Origin of the sequence: unidentified bacterial endosymbiont (assembly GCF_918320885.1) — a bacterium.
GTDB lineage: Bacteria > Pseudomonadota > Gammaproteobacteria > Enterobacterales.
Window position 1 is genome coordinate 115,175 of the sequence record NZ_OU907312.1, and the last position, 16,132, is coordinate 131,306.

Below are 16,132 nucleotides of genomic sequence, written 5' to 3' on the forward strand. Positions count from 1 at the left end.
GGCTAGAGTGAGAAATCCTGTAATCGTTGTGATAAGGGGGTTGAATCGTACTGCTCTGCCGCAAGATCCGCTTTAATTTGCTGCATCCAGGTTGGTTGATCCCAGATCTCAAATTTATTCAGTTGACCCACCAGCATCACCTGTTTTTGTAAGTTAGCCTGCTGACGCAGGGTACTGGCAATTAATAAGCGGCCAGCACTGTCTAACTGCACTTCATGGGCATACCCTAACAGCAGGCGCTGTAGACGGCGTTCTAACGGGTTCATACTGGATAAAGTAGCCAGTCGTTGTTCGATGATTTCCCACTCCGGCAATGGATAGAGCAGTAGACAGCACTGATGAACATCAATGGTACACACCATCTGCCCTTGACTGCCTGCTATCAGCAGCTCACGGTAGCGCGTTGGAATCGCTAGCCGTCCTTTGCCATCCAAGCTAATGAGCGTTGCCCCACGATACATCACCTGATCCTGCTCAAACGCTGCTACCCCCACCATACTCCACAAATTCCCACACTTTAAGAAGTTTAAGGAGAATTTGAAAAAATTGTCAAGAAACAATCCTCTATTAAGGCGCTCATCGACGATAAAAGTGACACTATCCCGTTTTTTTTAACCTGTTAAACAGTGTTTATGACTATTGCGTGGGTAGGAGCCTCGGCTTCTACCGGCGGAAGAGAACAGGGCCGTTCGCTGCAGCAAGCTTGATGAAAGCAGGTGGGAGACTATCATCCTTAGCCCATTGGCCTGACGGGGTACAGGGCTAGAGCAGTCAGTTTTATCTGTTGTAAAGTGGCCTAATGACCAACAGATAATGTTTATTCATCGCTGATAAAATATTTTATAAGTTATTTCAGCTAGTCGTTAAAAAACCAACTATATTGTCAGTTACCCACCCACTTCTGAGTCCGTTATGCCGCGCTATGGAGATAGTTACATTAACCCTCTGGTTACTACTGTTAGTGTCACTCACCGGCTTAATCGCTCAAGCCTTGCCGCCAGTGCTCCCGATACCGCTGTTGCAAATTATCTTGGGGAGCGTGGTGAGTTATTTCCCGAACTTTCCCAAGATCACGCTGGACCCCGAGCTCTTCATGATCTTATTTATCCCCCCGCTGTTATTTCTAGATAGCTGGCAACTACCCCAACGTGAATTTTTCCGGCTTAAAAAAGATATTTTAGGCTTGGCCATAGGACTAACCCTCTTGAATGTAGTGATCGGCGGCTATTTGATCCATCACTGGATTACCTCATTACCCCTAGCGATCTCCTTTGTGTTGGCCGCGATTCTGTCACCAACTGATGTGGTGGCGGTCCTGGCTATTACCAAACGTTTACAACTGCCGAGCTCGACCCAACATCTACTGGCAGGTGAAGCCTTGATTAACGATGCCTCTAGCTTGATTGCACTGAAATTCGCTCTGGCCACGGTTATCAGCGGTACTTTCTCCTTTGGATCAGCGGTTCAAAAATTTGTAGTGATCACCGGTGGAAGTATTGTATTGGGAATGCTGGTGGCCTACCTGTTTAATCAGCTAAGAGCTAGGCTAATGAACCCTCAGTTGGCGACACATCCGCTGCAGACCTTACTGCTTTTTCTATTGCTACCCTTTGGAACCTACTTAATCGCCGAACACTATAGCCTATCTGGCATCCTCGCCGTAGTGGCTGCGGGAATGAGTTTAAGCCATCTAAAAAGTATCCACGCTGATTCTAGTGCAGCTCGGCTGCAAGCACGCAGTTTCTGGCCCTTCCTGGAGTTCATTTTCAATGGCTTGATTTTTCTATTGCTAGGGTTGCAAATCCCACAAAACCTACAAAGCCTCTCACAAAAGCTCCTCATGGATCGGCCGAATTTGCACCTGTTAATCACCATTGGCGGGATCACGCTGCTACTGCTGCTACTTCGCTTGGCCTGGCTGCTAGTACCCCTGCTGCTCACACGTGGGCGTAGTGGCCAGCGTGATCAGGAGTCCTGGCTAAACCGGGCTAGTCTAGGGAGCATCACCTTTTCCGGGATCCGTGGCGTTATTACGCTCGCTGCCGCCCTGAGCCTCCCGCTGTGCCTGCCTGATGGAACACCCTTTCCAGCGCGTGAACTACTGATTGTGATCGCCGTGGGGGTCATTTTATGCACGCTATTGTTAGGCACCCTAGTGCTGCCCTATTGTGTGACCAAGATACCTGTGACCGTAGCCGCTGCCGAGCAGAGTGAAGAGCAGCAAGCGCGGTTTGCAGTACAGCAAGCAGCCCTACAGCAAATTGAACAGGATCAAAAGCACTATCACGAGTATTGGACTGACCACCCGCACGGTCCACAGTTGCTCCAGCTATTGAATCAAGCCTGTGACGGATTAAAGCACTCCTGTCTGCAACAACCGCTGGCTGAGGAGCAAGATCACTCTAAAATCCATCGACCCCTCATGAGCATCCTCCAGCGGATGCAACACAATGTGTTACAAGCCGAGCGCCAAATCCTTTATCAGTTACGTCTACAAAACAGCATCAATGATATTACTTTGCGAAAATTAGAGCGCGAGCTTGATCTCAAAGAGGCTGGATTACAAAATGACACCCAGTATTCAGTCTAGGCTACCTGAATCCGCTAGCTGAATCGTCATAGCGTAATCCCCACAGAAAAAACCGCCTGGAAAAATTTTGAAAATAGCAGGCAACAGTAACTAGAGCGTTGCTCTTCTTAGTGTCCATTAAAACGGGTCAAGATCAATCAATCGCTGCTTCCTACCAGAGAGTCAACGGATTGAAACCCTATTGACGGAACCTACTGTCGTTTAACACGGTATGGTATAATCCCCCCAGTGGTTGGTGCTCCACCAAGAGAAAAAGCGAATGTTTGCCAAATTCTTAGATCCCAAAAATGATGTTGCCTTCCGGAAAATCTTTGGCAGCGAAAAGCATAAGACGGTATTGATTCAATTTATCAATGATATCCTGGAGTTTAAAGGACCTAAAAAAATTGAACAGGTCGAATTCCTGAAGACCGTTCAAGATCCCGATATCGCGCTTAAAAAACAGAGCATTGTTGATGTTCTCTGCCGAGATTCTGAAGGGATTCAATATATTATTGAGATGCAAGTGGCTAAAACCAAAGGTTTCGAACAGCGGGCCCAGTACTATGCCGCCAAAGCCTACGGTAGACAAGCCAATAGCGGGGATAATTACCATAATTTGAAAGAGGTTATCTTTATCGCTATTGCTGACTGTATCATCTTCCCTGACAAAGCAGCTTATAAGTCAGATCATATTATTTTAGATAAAAAGAGTTATGAGCACGACTTAAAAGATTTCTCCTTTACCTTTATCGAACTACCAAAATTTAAAAAAGGACCGGATGAAGCGCTCAGCAACATGCTGGAACGCTGGTGCTGCTTTTTTAAGTATGCTCCCTACATTTCAGCCGAGGAGTTGAAAAAGTTAGTCGACCATCATCCTATCTTAGAGGAGGCCTATCAGGCATTAGATCAGCACTACTGGACTGAGGCAGAGTATCTCGCTTATGAACAAGAATCCAAACGGATTCGAGACTACAAGGCTACCCTAGATGAAGCAGAGGACAGGGGTGGACAACGAAAAGCTTTTGAAATTGCTAAGAAAATGTTAGCTTCTGGCGTCGATAAGCAAACCATTAAGCGCTGTACTGGTCTGTCTGAACAAGAGGTCGCCAGTCTGAGTCCGCACTAAAGATGCCGGCTGTTCCGTCATTAATTTCATGGTATAAGATAAGATCTACCTTCTAAATCCGCTAGCTGAATCGTAATAGCGTAATCCCCATAAAAAAAACAGCCTGGAAAAAATATGAAACATCATCCCACCAACCACAGCAACCGTTAAAAAGTAAACGTTACCTGTGCGCCTATACTCGATTGGAAAATAGCTGACTAATGCTACTGGAATAAGGCTATTGGTGAGTAGTTTTAAAAAACCAGAATAGCCAGCGTTAGGCTGATTCGCGATTAAGAGAGTCTTTGAGTAAATTTCATGAATCACAGTGTTCTCGTCTGGGATAAAAAACCTTAAACTGCCGATGTAGAGATATAATGAAAAGAAAAAAAGCACTCCTAACGGAATAAATAACAGCAAAATAAAATCGAAGTGGCCTGATGCATACAATAGGAAAACTCCAGCGATGAGATCTGACCAAGAAGAGAGAGCAGATTGAGAGAGTGATAAGATCAGCACTGGGTCTCGTGGCAAGAGCAGGAAGCGATCTAAGCTGCCCCTGTCTATCATAGTAGGCAGCTCACGCAACCCGTCAAAAAAAATTTCCGTAATGCCTAGACTCATCGTGACCAAACCAATCATCAGCAGGTGCTCCTGATAGGTCCAACCATTAATGTCTCCGTAGTTGGCGTAGAAAGGTTTCCATGCTAGCGCAAACATCCCGTGCTTCAATGCGTTGGCGGTTACTTTAATCCAAAAAACTACTTTAAAGTGTCGTGCTGATCGAAGATTCACCATCATGGCGTATAACACAAAATAGTGACGCTGCATGCAGTTTTTAACCCTGGATTAAGAGTGACTGATTCAATCTGTGATAAACCAATAAAGTGAATGCTGCTATCGCTGCGAACCAAGCCCCCTGTGCCCACAGGTGCCCTGGCTCTCCAAGAAACCCAAGGCGAGCAGCCCGTGCCGGATACCACAGAATGTACGGGTATGGAGAATAAAAGGCAATTTTCTGCATGGTGTGAGAGTAAAGATCTAAGGGCACAATCAGACCCCCCAGTGAAAACAGCGTGGTCATATTGAAGTAAAAAAGCACTTTAACATCCTGAGTCCAGTAGGAGGCTAAAGCAATCACTATAGATAACAAAGCATAAATAGAGCCCCCAATAGTGGCAAAAAAAAGAAAGGCGCCGATCATAGGCCGTGTTTGACCTAAGCAGTGGGGTATGCATCGCTGGATTAATAGGAATGCTATGACGAGCATCGCGAGTCTGTAAAGATAAACAGACAGACTACGGAAAAAGTGTATGGCCACATAATGCAGCGGCTTACCGATGCGCAAAGAGTATAGCCCTGTCTGTAGATCATTAAATATTTCGAAAGTTTGTGGAGCAAATGAAGAGACGAGCAATTGAGTCATGGCGATGTAGAAAAGACCTTCCGTACTGGTTTTAGCTGCCCTAAACGTTTGAGCAAATAGCAGCATGACCATCAGATAGAGAAAAATTCTAAGGACAAGGTTCATCCTTTGCCTGGCTTCCAAGGTGACGGCAAGGATTGATAAATTTTTATAACTCACCACTGTTTTCATGATAAACTCTCTCGATAATAGACTCTAGCGATTTGCTTTCGATGGCTATATCGCTAAAGGAAATTTTTTTGGCTATATCAGCTATGCAATTGGCTATTGAATTTTTTTCTAAATCAAGCGTAATATTAATCATATTTTCACCAGTAGTACTGATCTCACAGCCGAGAATATTAAGGCTTTCCGGTAGTCGTTCGGCTATTATTTTAATCACTTTAAATTTTGCAAATTTTCTTTTTAAGTCCGTAATGGCTCCATGATAGACCAGTTTTCCTTGGCTAAGAATAAGGACCCTCTGGCAAATAGGCTCAATATCATTCATATCGTGCGAGGTGAGTAGAATGGTTTTATTACTATTGATAGCAACCGTGGTTAAAAGTTCTCTAAAGACTCTTTTTGCATTGAAGTCTAGTCCAATGCTTGGCTCATCTAACAGCATAATTTTAGGATCATGCAAAAATCCTAACGCTATTTCGCATTTCATCCGCTCCCCTGATGACAGTTTGGTCACCTTTTTTTTGAGCAGAGGATGAATGTCCAATGATTCTCCTAAAGTGCTCACCCTGGCGTGATACTCTGTAGTGGTTAAACCATGGACCGCACTAGCGTATTGCAGAGCCTCTTCAACGGAGCCATTGGGCCAAAGTTGAGAGCAGTGACCCAATAGGACCCCTAAAATTTTTGCCACCTGAGAGCGATGACGCCATGGCGTGATCCCGGCAACAGAGACTACACCTATCGTTGGCTGAATGATTCCAGAGAGAATTTTTATAGTCGTGCTTTTCCCTGATCCATTAGGCCCAACCAGGGCTACTCGCTCTCCTGGCTTCACTTCAAAAGAGAGATCACTTAACACCTCATGGGCTGTTGATGGCGTAAACACTCTTCTCGTGTAGTAAGTTTTACTCACATTGTTTAGCAAAAGACTAGACATCGAACTTCCGCTCTCTTTTTTTTAGACTGTTTGGGACGTAGTACGACTCAGCAAAACGCAACGCCTCTTCATCAATGATAGACAATAGGGTATCGAGATTGATGATTAGCTTATTCAAGTCGGCAAGGCTTTGACAGAACTACTGCCTGGCCTTTAAATGACCACGCATTGAACCGCTTATCCATCCAGTTTCAGCAGCTGTGGAAGGTCTCGCTAGGGGTCACCAACACACCTCCAGTATAGCAATTTTCTTACAGCCTGATCAGTTCCAGCGGTGAATAGAGCTCGCCACTGAGCACTCATCGCAGCACTGAAAACTCGTTTTTTGGTGGGTATCCCAAACGGGATATTACGAATTTAATCTTATCTATCAATTATTTAGTTAAAAAATTCCATGACCCTTAGTGTAAGATGATTATTTTTTAAGTTTATTTTAAAAACTGTTCTTGTTATCCTGACACCAGGATAGTCGGAACTATCAGGTATGCAGGAGGCAATCGGTGGAATGTCAATGGATTTATGGTGGTATAGTTTATCTGATGAATCTCAGCCTATCCAGCTAAAACAAATTTAAATTGAATAGGTTATTTTTAATAAGATTTTTATCAGCGATTGCTTTTTATATTTGTATTGTTATCTCTAATCAATATGGAGTGATTGCCACTACCATCTTCACAATGGGACATAGGTCTTTATTGTTTTTTTCTCCTTATTTATCAAAAAGTTTTAAAAATTATGATGGTGTAGTTTCTCTGGCCATTTCTGCAATAGGAGTATTTTTTTTACTCCTATTTAAGTGGAATGTTTTAGGCGTTATCTTCATTGCTTTTGGTCTTAGCACTCATGGGTTTATTATAAAATCTATCGCTGCGGACAGTGCGGAAAATTCAGGAAAAAATAAAATTGCCATCAACTTTTGCAATATTGGAGCTGGTTTAATATTATTATTAATAACAATGACTATTCTTATGATGGCTACTTTTATTTCTTATGTTTCTTTTAGTTCCATTAAACATCGGAAAGAAGTTGCCCCCTTAACTTTTAATGCCATTAAAGAAAATAAATCATTATATTTTATTTGGCTTTGTTTTGGAATGGCTATTGGAATTCGTGTGTTTGGCTTATACATTATTATGCCTGAATACTTAATCAATACCCTTGGAGAGCTTCCTGCCTGGTATGGATTAACCCTAATGCTTTACGGTGGTTTTGTCATTTTAACACAATACTATGTTATTATTAGAAGAGGCAAAGTTTCTCTTTATATATCAATGCTTGCGCTGGCTATTTCTTGTGTTATTATGAGTATACCTTCATTTTTTAAAATAGAAACGTTAAGTGGTGCTTTAATTTGGGTTACTTGTCTTGCGTTAGAGGAAGTGTTTACTCCTTATATTGATTGTCATGCATCAAAAACGAATACTTTATTAGTAAAAGAATTGGCCATTGGTTTAGGAGGAGCACTATGCGCTCTATTAACGCATACATTTTTCTGTATTGAATTTTTAGGAAAAACTGCAATTTTATGTCTAGTGATTGGAATGACTGTTCTATACTATAGTAAACATCGCACTGTATAATAGTTAATATTTATTGAATAGACCTATAAGAATAGTATTTAAACTATTCTATTTAAATACCCATAGTATCAAGTAACCTAACGCTGGATTCACGCAATAAGTGCAACACGGCAGCCGGTATAAGCTTCTATGGGAGTTAGACCCAAGAGCACTTTTCTGGGAGTCATATTAAGGCGTAATTCCATATCTCTAATCTCCTGTTTGCTCAGAGGCCCCATACACATTTTTTTAGGCCAGCATCGACGGATTAAACCATTAGTATTTTCATTGGTACCCCGCTGATAACTAGCATAAGGGCGTGCGAAGAATATCTGGGACCCAGTGGCTTTTGCAACCCTCTGGTGCTGAGCAAATTCTCCACCATTATCCAAGGTAATGGTATGTACAGTATCAACGCGATTTAGCATATTAATCATCATATTAGATACTGTTTCCGCCGTTTTATCCTCAACTTTTCCTATCAAAGTCAGCAGGCTTTTACGCTCGACCAATGTCACTAAACTGGCATCTTGTCCATACACTGTATCTCCCTCCCAATCTCCTAAACGCGAACGCTGCTCAACAATTGCTGGGCGTTGGCTGATATCAACACGTGCAGGGATCATTGAGCGACCCGCTTTGCGTTTGCCGCCTTTCCAGCGGCGCTTACCAAACCTAGGCAGCAGCTTGTATAAACAGCCACCAGCAGCCTTGTCCTCCCTTATCCTACGATAAATCGTCGTAGGACTGAGTGCAATACTCGGGATTTCTAGTTGCATGCGAGCGCTCATGTTTTCCGGCGACCAACCCATTATCAGACCGTTACGCAAAATTTCAGCATGACGTTCATCATATTTTTTAAACTTTATAGCCGTCATCTTTCGTCTGTCTTTCAATAGGTTAGCACTCTTTGCACCGTAAATCCCCTGGCTCGAGTTACGTCTCAGTTCTCGGGAAATTGAACTGTGATGTACCCCTATAGATTCTGCGATACGCCGTTGGGCGAAACCATTGCTGTGCAGGGCCTGTATCTGGTATCTTTGCCCTTGAGTTAACTGTCGGTAGTGTTTGTTTTGAGGCTTCATTGCAGGCACCTATTCCATGGCTTGAGAACTGTGCAATAGTCTGACAGTTAACTCACCTTTCAATCAATAGCCTGTTGCACTTACTCTGTTAATCCAGCTTGAGCTTTATAATCTAACACTACGAACACCTATCAAGCGCTTGGCTAGACGCACAATTTGCTTTTCCAAATCTATAGAGATCCATGAAAAAGTAATTGGTGCCTATATCGAAAAATTTCACCATCAGTCATTATAGACCACTACCCATTTTCGCTCCTGGTTGCCGGGTAAACTTGGAATGGAGAGTTTGTGGAATCAATATTGTTAAATGCAGTAGCAAATTGATGAGTATTACCACCAGGTGCAGATGCTATCTGGTGTCTGATGTGCTCAACTCGAGCAGACTCTTGTGGTTCGGTATGACTGATTTCTGGCAACGTTACTCTGCCGTTGTCTGTAGAATATTCATTGTAGCGCGTCAGAAAATCCCCTGTAGACACCTTAACTTTTATCCTAGATTGCAATAAATCAATTATAACCGAAAAATTCCCCAGAGAGCACCTCAGGCCGGGGAAATCAACGAAATGCAGCTCAGTACCGGTAAATTTCGCCTGCTCTAGATCAGAATTTACCGTACGCTCTAATCTATGGATGTTTTTACGATCCACTATAATTTTCGCAGGGTTCAAGAATGCTGCTATTACATTGTTATTATCATATTCTGTTAAACAATAACTGATTTTCCTCATCATATCACTAGGCAATTCAATGAATTCTCCTCCAGAATACACTGTCAATATTATTGATCCCATTCTATCAGCACATGTTTTAATTTTTTCTGCTGCTATATACTGCTGCTCAATAATGTTCTTAAATTGTAAAGAGCTGTTTTTTACTGATATTAATTTAGATGCAATGTCTTCACTCCGTACATAATAAGTAAGTCTTTCTGGGTTCTTTTCTTGGAGAAAGGTACGGAATGTTACTTTTTTATTGAAAATTGAACCAATTTCTTCTTCCAATTCTGGAATGGTTACTCCTTGGTCTAGCAAGTTATTTATAACATCAATATTTTCTGCACATCCTATAGCAAACCACTTCGGGAATTTTTCAATAGCCCTGTGCAGGGGGGTTAGACCATCATTATTCGGGATATTAACGTTAGCCCCACGCTCTAGTAAGCAATTGACAATATCGGAATAGCCATCAAAAGCAGCAATGTGCAGGGGGGTTTGACCAAGAGAATCCTGGATATCAACGTTAGCCCCATGCTCTAGTAAGCTATTGACAGTATCGATTTTTTCATTATAAACAGCCCTGTGCAGGGGGGTTTGACCATCATTATTCCGGGTATCAACCTTAGCCCCACGCTCTAGTAAGCTATTGACAATATCGAAATAGCCATAAAAAGCAGCGGGGTGCAGGGGGGTTAGACCACCATTATCCCGGGGATCAATGTTAGCCCCACGCTCTATTAAGCTATTGACAATATTGGCATGGCCCGCAAAAACAGCCCAGAACAGGGGGGTTTGACCATCATTATCCCGGGTATTAACGTTAACCCCGCGCTCTAGTAAGCTATTGACAATATTGATACGGCCATAATAAGCAGCCTTGTGCAGGGCGGTTAGACCACCATTATCCCGGGGATCAACGTTAGCCCCACGCTCTAGTAAGCAATTAACAATATCGAAATAGCCTTCAACAGCAGCCCAGAACAGGGGGGTTTGACCATGAGAATCCCGGGTATCAACGTTAACCCTACGCTCTAGTAATCTATTGACAATATTGATACGGCCATGACGAGCAGCCCTGTGCAGGGGGGGTTGACCATCATTATCCCGGATATCAACTTTAGCCCAAAGCTCTAGTAATCTATTGACAATATTGATATGGCCATTATCGGCAGCCCTGTGCAGGGGGGGTTGACCATCATTATCCCGGATATTAATGTCAGCCCCACGCTGTAGTAATCTATTGACAGTATCGATATGGCCATTATCAGCAGCCCTGTGCAGGGGGGTTTGACCATCATTATCCCGGATATCAACTTTAGCCCCACGATTTAGTAATTTATTGACAGTATCGATATGGCCATTATCAGCAGCCCTGTGCAGGGGGGTTTGACCACGATAATCCTGGATATCAACGTCAGCCCAACGCTTTAGTAATCTATTGACAGTATCAATATGGCCACTATCAGCAGCCCTGTGCAGGGGGATTTTACCATCTTTATCCCGGATATCAACGTCAGCCCCACGCTCTAGTAAGCTGTTGACAATATCGATATGGCCATTATCAGCAGCCCTGTGCAGGGGGGTTTGACCATCATTATCCCGGATATCAACTTTAGCCCCACTCTCTAGTAAGCTATTGACAGTATCGATATGGCCATTATCAGCAGCCCTGTGCAGGGGGGTTTGACCATCATTATTCGGGATATTAGCGCTAGCCCCACCCTCTAGTAAGCAATTGACAATATCTAAATAGCCATCAAAAGCAGCAATGCACAGGGGGGTTTGACCATGAGAATCCCGGATAAAAATGTTAGCCCCACGCTCTAGTAAGCTATTGAAAAGATCTGTATCGCCGCGATTTATAGCAGTTAAAAGTTGTCTATCGATTTCATTCATCATATTTTCTAATTCCTTCAAGATATTTCTGTGCTTCCTTGTCGTACCCATTCGCAGATTTTTTATACCATTCAATCGCTGTTTGAATATTTCTCTCCACCCCTAGTCCTTTCTCATAGGCGTACAGGAATCCATGGTTTGTTTGTACAGGTGGAATATCTAAAGTTTCTCCTATGACACGGTAGTACTCAATGGTTTCGGCATAATTTTTTGAAACCGAAAACCAGAGCCACCCCTCGACCCTTCCAAGTCAAAGCCAGCTCAGAGAGATGCCTGACATCCATGTCCATGTGTAATCGACCCGCCCTACCAGCATCGCCTTAACTATAAGTCTAGTCTATTTTTAGGAGATGAAAAGTACTCCCTCTAAACCCCGTTAACCTCCTGCAGCTTGCTGGGGTTATCACGATGGATCGATCATCGGGGTGGCAGGAATCCCCTCTCCAGAGGCGCTTTCGAGCGCTCTGCCAACAGCTGATTCCGACGAAGGCATCATCGCTTGCATCATTTGCATGATTTCTGCTAATTTTTGCGAATCCGGGCTAGGCTCTATTGAGGGTCGTGGTAATGGCTTGCTCGGGGTCATCAGTTGCTTAGCTGCTGCAGTGGCGGATGGTTTACTGGGGGTTGCTGGCAGTGCCGCCAAAGGCAGAGAGTCCTCAACCACGGCAGCTGGATCTTCAACAACCGCTTGCCGTGCCTTGGGTGAAATCAGCAGTGCCTTGGAGGACAACAGTGTTTTTTTCATAGCCCACTCAACCGCCTCCTCTAATAATTGATCACCCGGAAGCGGCGTCTGTGCGTTCGCCTCTAGGATCACTTGAATGGCCTCTTGGTTGCCCCCTACCACAGCGTTCCGTAATACAGTGATATCACATTTTTGGTGCACCGGCAGACTAGCCCGTGCCTTATAAAGTTTTTTTAAAATATCTAGATAGCTCAGGGTCGTCTCTAATTGAATGGCTTTATTAATAACAGCCGCTGCATCAGGGCCAGCATCTTGCTGATATCTTTTTTGAATAGCCTCCACTATGATCTGTACCAGGATACTACTGCCCTTTTTAACGGCCTTTTCCAAGGGAGCAGCAAACGCACTATTATAGGTGATGTAAAATAGTTGGGGATCGAGCAAAATTTTTCTGATTTGGGGAATATTCTCTTCCTTAACAGCGTGTCGTAGGGCTTTGGTGATATCAGCTGCAGGTGAGTTTGGCATAGGACACTCCTCATGATTTTATGAAACAACGGGTGTGCATTCAATAAGAGGCCTCCTGGCACGATTGGCCGTTAAGAGCACCAGCGATGAGTGATCCCTGACAGCAGTTGCATTCCTGCTAATAGAAAGCAGCTCATCCCTACTGTAAGCGAAAGCAGCCGGTAGGCCCATCAAAAAGCCCTTTTTATCCCTGGTTTTGGAATAGGTATTCCATCCGTTGGCTGAATTGACGATTAAGCTGCCATCAGCCCTATGGGCCTGAGTACCCCTAAGCCTTCAGGGGCGATATCAGCTGAGGTATTGTCTTCAGGATCATGAGCAGTTACTCTCTGATCACAGCGGTGATAGCTAGCGGCTGTGGCGTTCAACCCAGGCTAATCACCTGAAGAGCATGAGGACAATGAGAGTGGCTAAGGCAGTCAAACGATCCTTCGTCTGCCAGGAGTGTGGCGCGGACTACCCCCGTTGGCAGGGGCAGTGTAGTGCTTGTCAAGCGTGGAATACGGTGAGTGAAATTCGTTTGGTGGCGACCAACAGTGTGCGTTCCCCAACCACGCTGGGCTATGCCGGGGAAGCTGATAACACCCAGCCGCAACGCCTATCAGAGATTTCATTACAAGCCCAGCCCCGCTTTTCAACAGAGGTCGGCGAGCTCGATCGGGTGTTGGGCGGCGGCATTGTTCCCGGAAGTACCATTTTGATCGGCGGTCAGCCCGGTGCTGGCAAAAGTACCCTGCTACTGCAGATCTTATGTCAGCTCGCCGCGAGCATGCCGGTACTCTATGTGACGGGTGAGGAGTCCCTCCAGCAGGTGGCGCTGCGCGCCCAGCGTCTCAACTTGCCGACTGATCAACTGCTGATGCTCTCTGCCACGAGTGTTGAGCAAATTTGCCTGTTAATGCAACAGACGGCACCCAAATTGGTGGTGATCGACTCCATTCAAGTGATGCAGCTAGCCGATCTGCAATCCGCACCCGGTAGCGTGGCACAGGTGCGTGAGAGTGCTGCCTATTTAACCCGTTTCGCCAAAACCCACCAAATAGCGATTATCATGGTGGGACATGTGACCAAAGATGGGGTCTTGGCTGGCCCTAAAGTATTGGAGCACTGTATCGACTGTTCACTGCTGCTCGAGGGTGAGGCGGATTCGCGGTTCCGCACGTTGCGTAGCCATAAAAATCGCTTTGGGGCTATCCATGAGTTGGGCGTGTTTGCCATGACCGAACAGGGTCTGCGCGAGGTGACCAATCCTTCGGCGATTTTCCTGAATCGCGAGGCTGAAACCGCCGCGGGGAGCGCTATCATGGTGGTCCGGGAGGGCACCCGCCCGCTGTTAGTGGAGATCCAAGCGCTGGTCGACCACTCGGTGATGGCAAATCCGCGTCGGGTCTCGGTGGGCCTTGAGCAGAACCGTTTGTCACTCCTCCTGGCAGTGCTGCATCGTCATGCTGGGGTGCAGATGGCCGATCAAGATGTGTTTGTTAATGTGGTTGGCGGCCTCAAAGTGAGTGAAACGAGTGCTGATTTAGCGCTATTATTCGCCCTAGTCTCTAGCCTCCGTGATCGACCGCTGCCGGCACAACTGGTTGTCTTTGGTGAGGTGGGGTTGGCTGGAGAGATCCGCCCGGTTCCCAGTGGGCAAGAGCGGATGGCAGAAGCGGCTAAACATGGCTTTCAACGGGCGATTATTCCCTATGCCAACCGTCCTAAACAGCCCTCAGCATCCCTAGAGGTGTTTGCGGTTAAACGCCTGTCGGAGGCGCTGGCCCTGTTAGCTGAACTATAACCTCAGGACTTTGTAGTACTTTAATCAGACTGTTCCAGGAGAACAACACCCACCATGCTTTCTATGCAAAAAATTGATTATGCGATCGCTGGACGCTCGCTGTTAAAAGAGATCAGCTTCCAAATAGCTGATCAACAACACGTTGGTTTGGTGGGGCGCAATGGATCGGGAAAATCAACGCTATTTAAACTCATCCAGGGGGAGTTGGTCGCCGATCAAGGTCGCATCGATCGCGCCAAACAGTGGTCTATTCTAACCATTAAGCAGGAGCTGCCTGATGGTGAGCTCACGCCGCTGACCTTTTTGTTATCTCAAGATGCCGAGCGACTGCAGTTACTAGAGTCCATAGAGCAGTGTGAAGATGCCAATCGCTTGGCCATCCTGTACGATCGCTTGATCCAGATCGATGCTTATAGTGCCGAAGCGAGAGCCGCGCTGATTTTAAAAGGATTAGGCTTCAATGATGCTGATCAACAACGGCGCTTAGCGACCTTTTCTGGGGGATTTCGGATGCGGGTCGCCTTGGCCGCGGCCCTCTTTCAACAGCCCGATCTGCTACTGTTAGATGAACCCACCAACCACCTGGATCTGGAAACCACCGCTTGGTTACAGCAATGCCTACAACGTTATCCTAAAAGTTTTCTGCTGATTTCGCATGATCGCGACTTTCTAAACCAGACCGTCAACCAGATCCTACATTTGAAGCAGGGACAGCTAACGCCTTATAGCGGCAATTTTGAGACTTTTTTAACCACCTATCAAATGCAGCAGCAAAACATCACTGCCCATAATCACAAACTTAAACAGCAGCAAGATCACATGATGGCCTTTGTGAATCGCTATCGCGCTAAGGCTTCCAAAGCTAAACAGGCACAAAGCCGTTTAAAAGCCCTCGAGAAACTGCAATTTATTCCAGTAGAGCAGGATGATCCCACACTCGCTTTCCAGTTTCCTGAGCCTGAAACCTTAAGTGCTCCGTTGATCTCCTTTAGCAAAATAACCCTCGGGTATGCGCAACACGCCGTGTTAAGACAGGCTAGCGGCTATTTAGCCCCTGATGATCGTATTGCCTTAGTCGGTGCTAATGGTCAAGGAAAAACCACCTTAGCCCGCTTTTTATCAGGGGATCTGCCCGCTCAACAGGGTTGCTTGGAGCGCCACCGTAAACTCAACGTGGCCTTCTATCATCAAGCTTTGAATGAGGTGCTACAATCGGTAGGAACCCCCTACAGCCATATTGCTGAACGCTGGCCAAATGCGAATGACCAGAAAATCCGCTCGCACTTAGGTCGTTTTGGATTCTCCAGGGAGAAAGCCGAACAAGGGGTCTCAGCGTTATCAGGGGGTGAACAAGCACGCCTACTATTTGCTTGTTTAACGACCAATAAACCCCATTTGCTGATTTTGGATGAACCCACCAACCATCTCGATATGGAGATGCGTGAGGCGCTGATGGCGGCTTTAAATCACTATCAAGGGGCTGTCGTGTTGATCAGCCACGATCGCTATCTAATCCAGCACGTGGCTGATCGCCTATGGATTATTAATCAGGGGACTCTCAGCCAATTCAATGGTGATCTCACGATGTATGAAGCTTCTCTACGCCATAACAGCCATCAGCGTCACAGTCAACCACCCTCTCGACGACGTTGACAGCCGTGCAAGC

Annotated in this window: 13 protein-coding genes and 1 pseudogene; 6 read left to right on the forward strand and 8 right to left on the reverse strand. The window is 45.4% G+C overall.

What is annotated here, in order from left to right; all coding sequences use genetic code 11:
• Positions 1-2: 2 nt before the first annotated feature.
• Positions 3-461: a division/cell wall cluster transcriptional repressor MraZ gene (gene mraZ / locus NL324_RS00575; RefSeq protein WP_253307084.1), complete on the reverse strand. Its 459-nt coding sequence runs from the start codon at positions 459-461 to the stop codon at positions 3-5.
• A 461-nt stretch (positions 462-922) separates the two neighbouring features.
• On the opposite strand from mraZ, the gene NL324_RS00580 reads away from it, so the two are divergent.
• Together NL324_RS00580 and NL324_RS00585 are read left to right on the forward strand one after the other, a co-directional pair.
• The gene (locus tag NL324_RS00580) at positions 923-2,590 is read left to right on the forward strand and encodes a Na+/H+ antiporter (protein WP_253305901.1); all 1,668 of its coding nucleotides are present in this window, start codon (positions 923-925) and stop codon (positions 2,588-2,590) included.
• A 259-nt stretch (positions 2,591-2,849) separates the two neighbouring features.
• A complete protein-coding gene (locus NL324_RS00585) occupies positions 2,850-3,701 on the forward strand; it encodes an Rpn family recombination-promoting nuclease/putative transposase (RefSeq protein ID WP_253305902.1) in 852 nt (283 codons plus the stop codon).
• Between the two features lie 45 nt (positions 3,702-3,746).
• On the opposite strand, the gene NL324_RS00590 is transcribed toward NL324_RS00585, so the two are convergent.
• Genes NL324_RS00590 through NL324_RS00600 form a run of 3 tightly spaced genes read right to left on the reverse strand, consistent with a single transcriptional unit; the run spans position 3,747 to position 6,208 of the window.
• Entirely contained in the window at positions 3,747-4,511 is a 765-nt protein-coding gene (locus NL324_RS00590) for an ABC-2 family transporter protein (RefSeq protein WP_253305903.1), read from the reverse strand.
• Positions 4,512-4,518: 7 nt separating this feature from the next.
• Positions 4,519-5,277 (reverse strand): hypothetical protein, encoded by a 759-nt coding sequence (locus NL324_RS00595; RefSeq protein ID WP_253305904.1) that lies wholly within the window; start codon positions 5,275-5,277, stop codon positions 4,519-4,521.
• Entirely contained in the window at positions 5,255-6,208 is a 954-nt protein-coding gene (locus tag NL324_RS00600; protein ID WP_301282744.1) for an ATP-binding cassette domain-containing protein, read from the reverse strand. The genes NL324_RS00595 and NL324_RS00600 overlap by 23 nt, the downstream gene beginning before the upstream one ends.
• Before the next feature lie 575 nt (positions 6,209-6,783).
• Between NL324_RS00600 and NL324_RS00605 the strand changes: the two genes are divergently transcribed.
• Positions 6,784-7,788 carry a hypothetical protein gene (locus NL324_RS00605; protein WP_253305906.1) on the forward strand — a complete coding sequence of 335 codons (1,005 nt, stop codon included), beginning with the start codon at positions 6,784-6,786 and terminating at the stop codon, positions 7,786-7,788.
• Positions 7,789-7,877: 89 nt separating this feature from the next.
• Here the strand turns inward: NL324_RS00605 and NL324_RS00610 are convergent, their stop codons facing one another.
• Entirely contained in the window at positions 7,878-8,852 is a 975-nt protein-coding gene (locus tag NL324_RS00610; RefSeq protein WP_253305907.1) for an IS30 family transposase, read from the reverse strand.
• A gap of 94 nt (positions 8,853-8,946) precedes the next feature.
• Here NL324_RS00610 and NL324_RS00615 point away from each other — a divergent pair.
• Positions 8,947-9,087 (forward strand): annotated as a pseudogene (locus NL324_RS00615) (IS1 family transposase); the annotation flags it as partial.
• Between the two features lie 4 nt (positions 9,088-9,091).
• Here NL324_RS00615 and NL324_RS00620 read toward each other — a convergent pair.
• The 3 genes from NL324_RS00620 to NL324_RS00625 form a co-directional block, all read right to left on the reverse strand.
• Positions 9,092-11,467 carry an ankyrin repeat domain-containing protein gene (locus NL324_RS00620; RefSeq protein ID WP_253305908.1) on the reverse strand — a complete coding sequence of 792 codons (2,376 nt, stop codon included), beginning with the start codon at positions 11,465-11,467 and terminating at the stop codon, positions 9,092-9,094.
• The gene (locus tag NL324_RS08295) at positions 11,457-11,657 is read right to left on the reverse strand and encodes an SEL1-like repeat protein (RefSeq protein ID WP_366516354.1); all 201 of its coding nucleotides are present in this window, start codon (positions 11,655-11,657) and stop codon (positions 11,457-11,459) included. Before NL324_RS08295 ends, NL324_RS00620 begins: the two co-directional genes overlap by 11 nt.
• Positions 11,658-11,867: 210 nt before the next feature.
• Complete coding sequence (locus NL324_RS00625; protein ID WP_253305909.1) at positions 11,868-12,680, reverse strand: hypothetical protein; 813 nt, start codon at positions 12,678-12,680, stop codon at positions 11,868-11,870.
• Positions 12,681-13,086: 406 nt separating this feature from the next.
• On the opposite strand from NL324_RS00625, the gene radA reads away from it, so the two are divergent.
• Together radA and NL324_RS00635 are read left to right on the forward strand one after the other, a co-directional pair.
• Entirely contained in the window at positions 13,087-14,466 is a 1,380-nt protein-coding gene (gene radA, locus NL324_RS00630) for a DNA repair protein RadA (protein WP_253307085.1), read from the forward strand.
• 54 nt (positions 14,467-14,520) lie between these two features.
• Positions 14,521-16,119 (forward strand): ABC-F family ATP-binding cassette domain-containing protein, encoded by a 1,599-nt coding sequence (locus NL324_RS00635; protein ID WP_253305910.1) that lies wholly within the window; start codon positions 14,521-14,523, stop codon positions 16,117-16,119.
• Positions 16,120-16,132 lie beyond the last annotated feature (13 nt).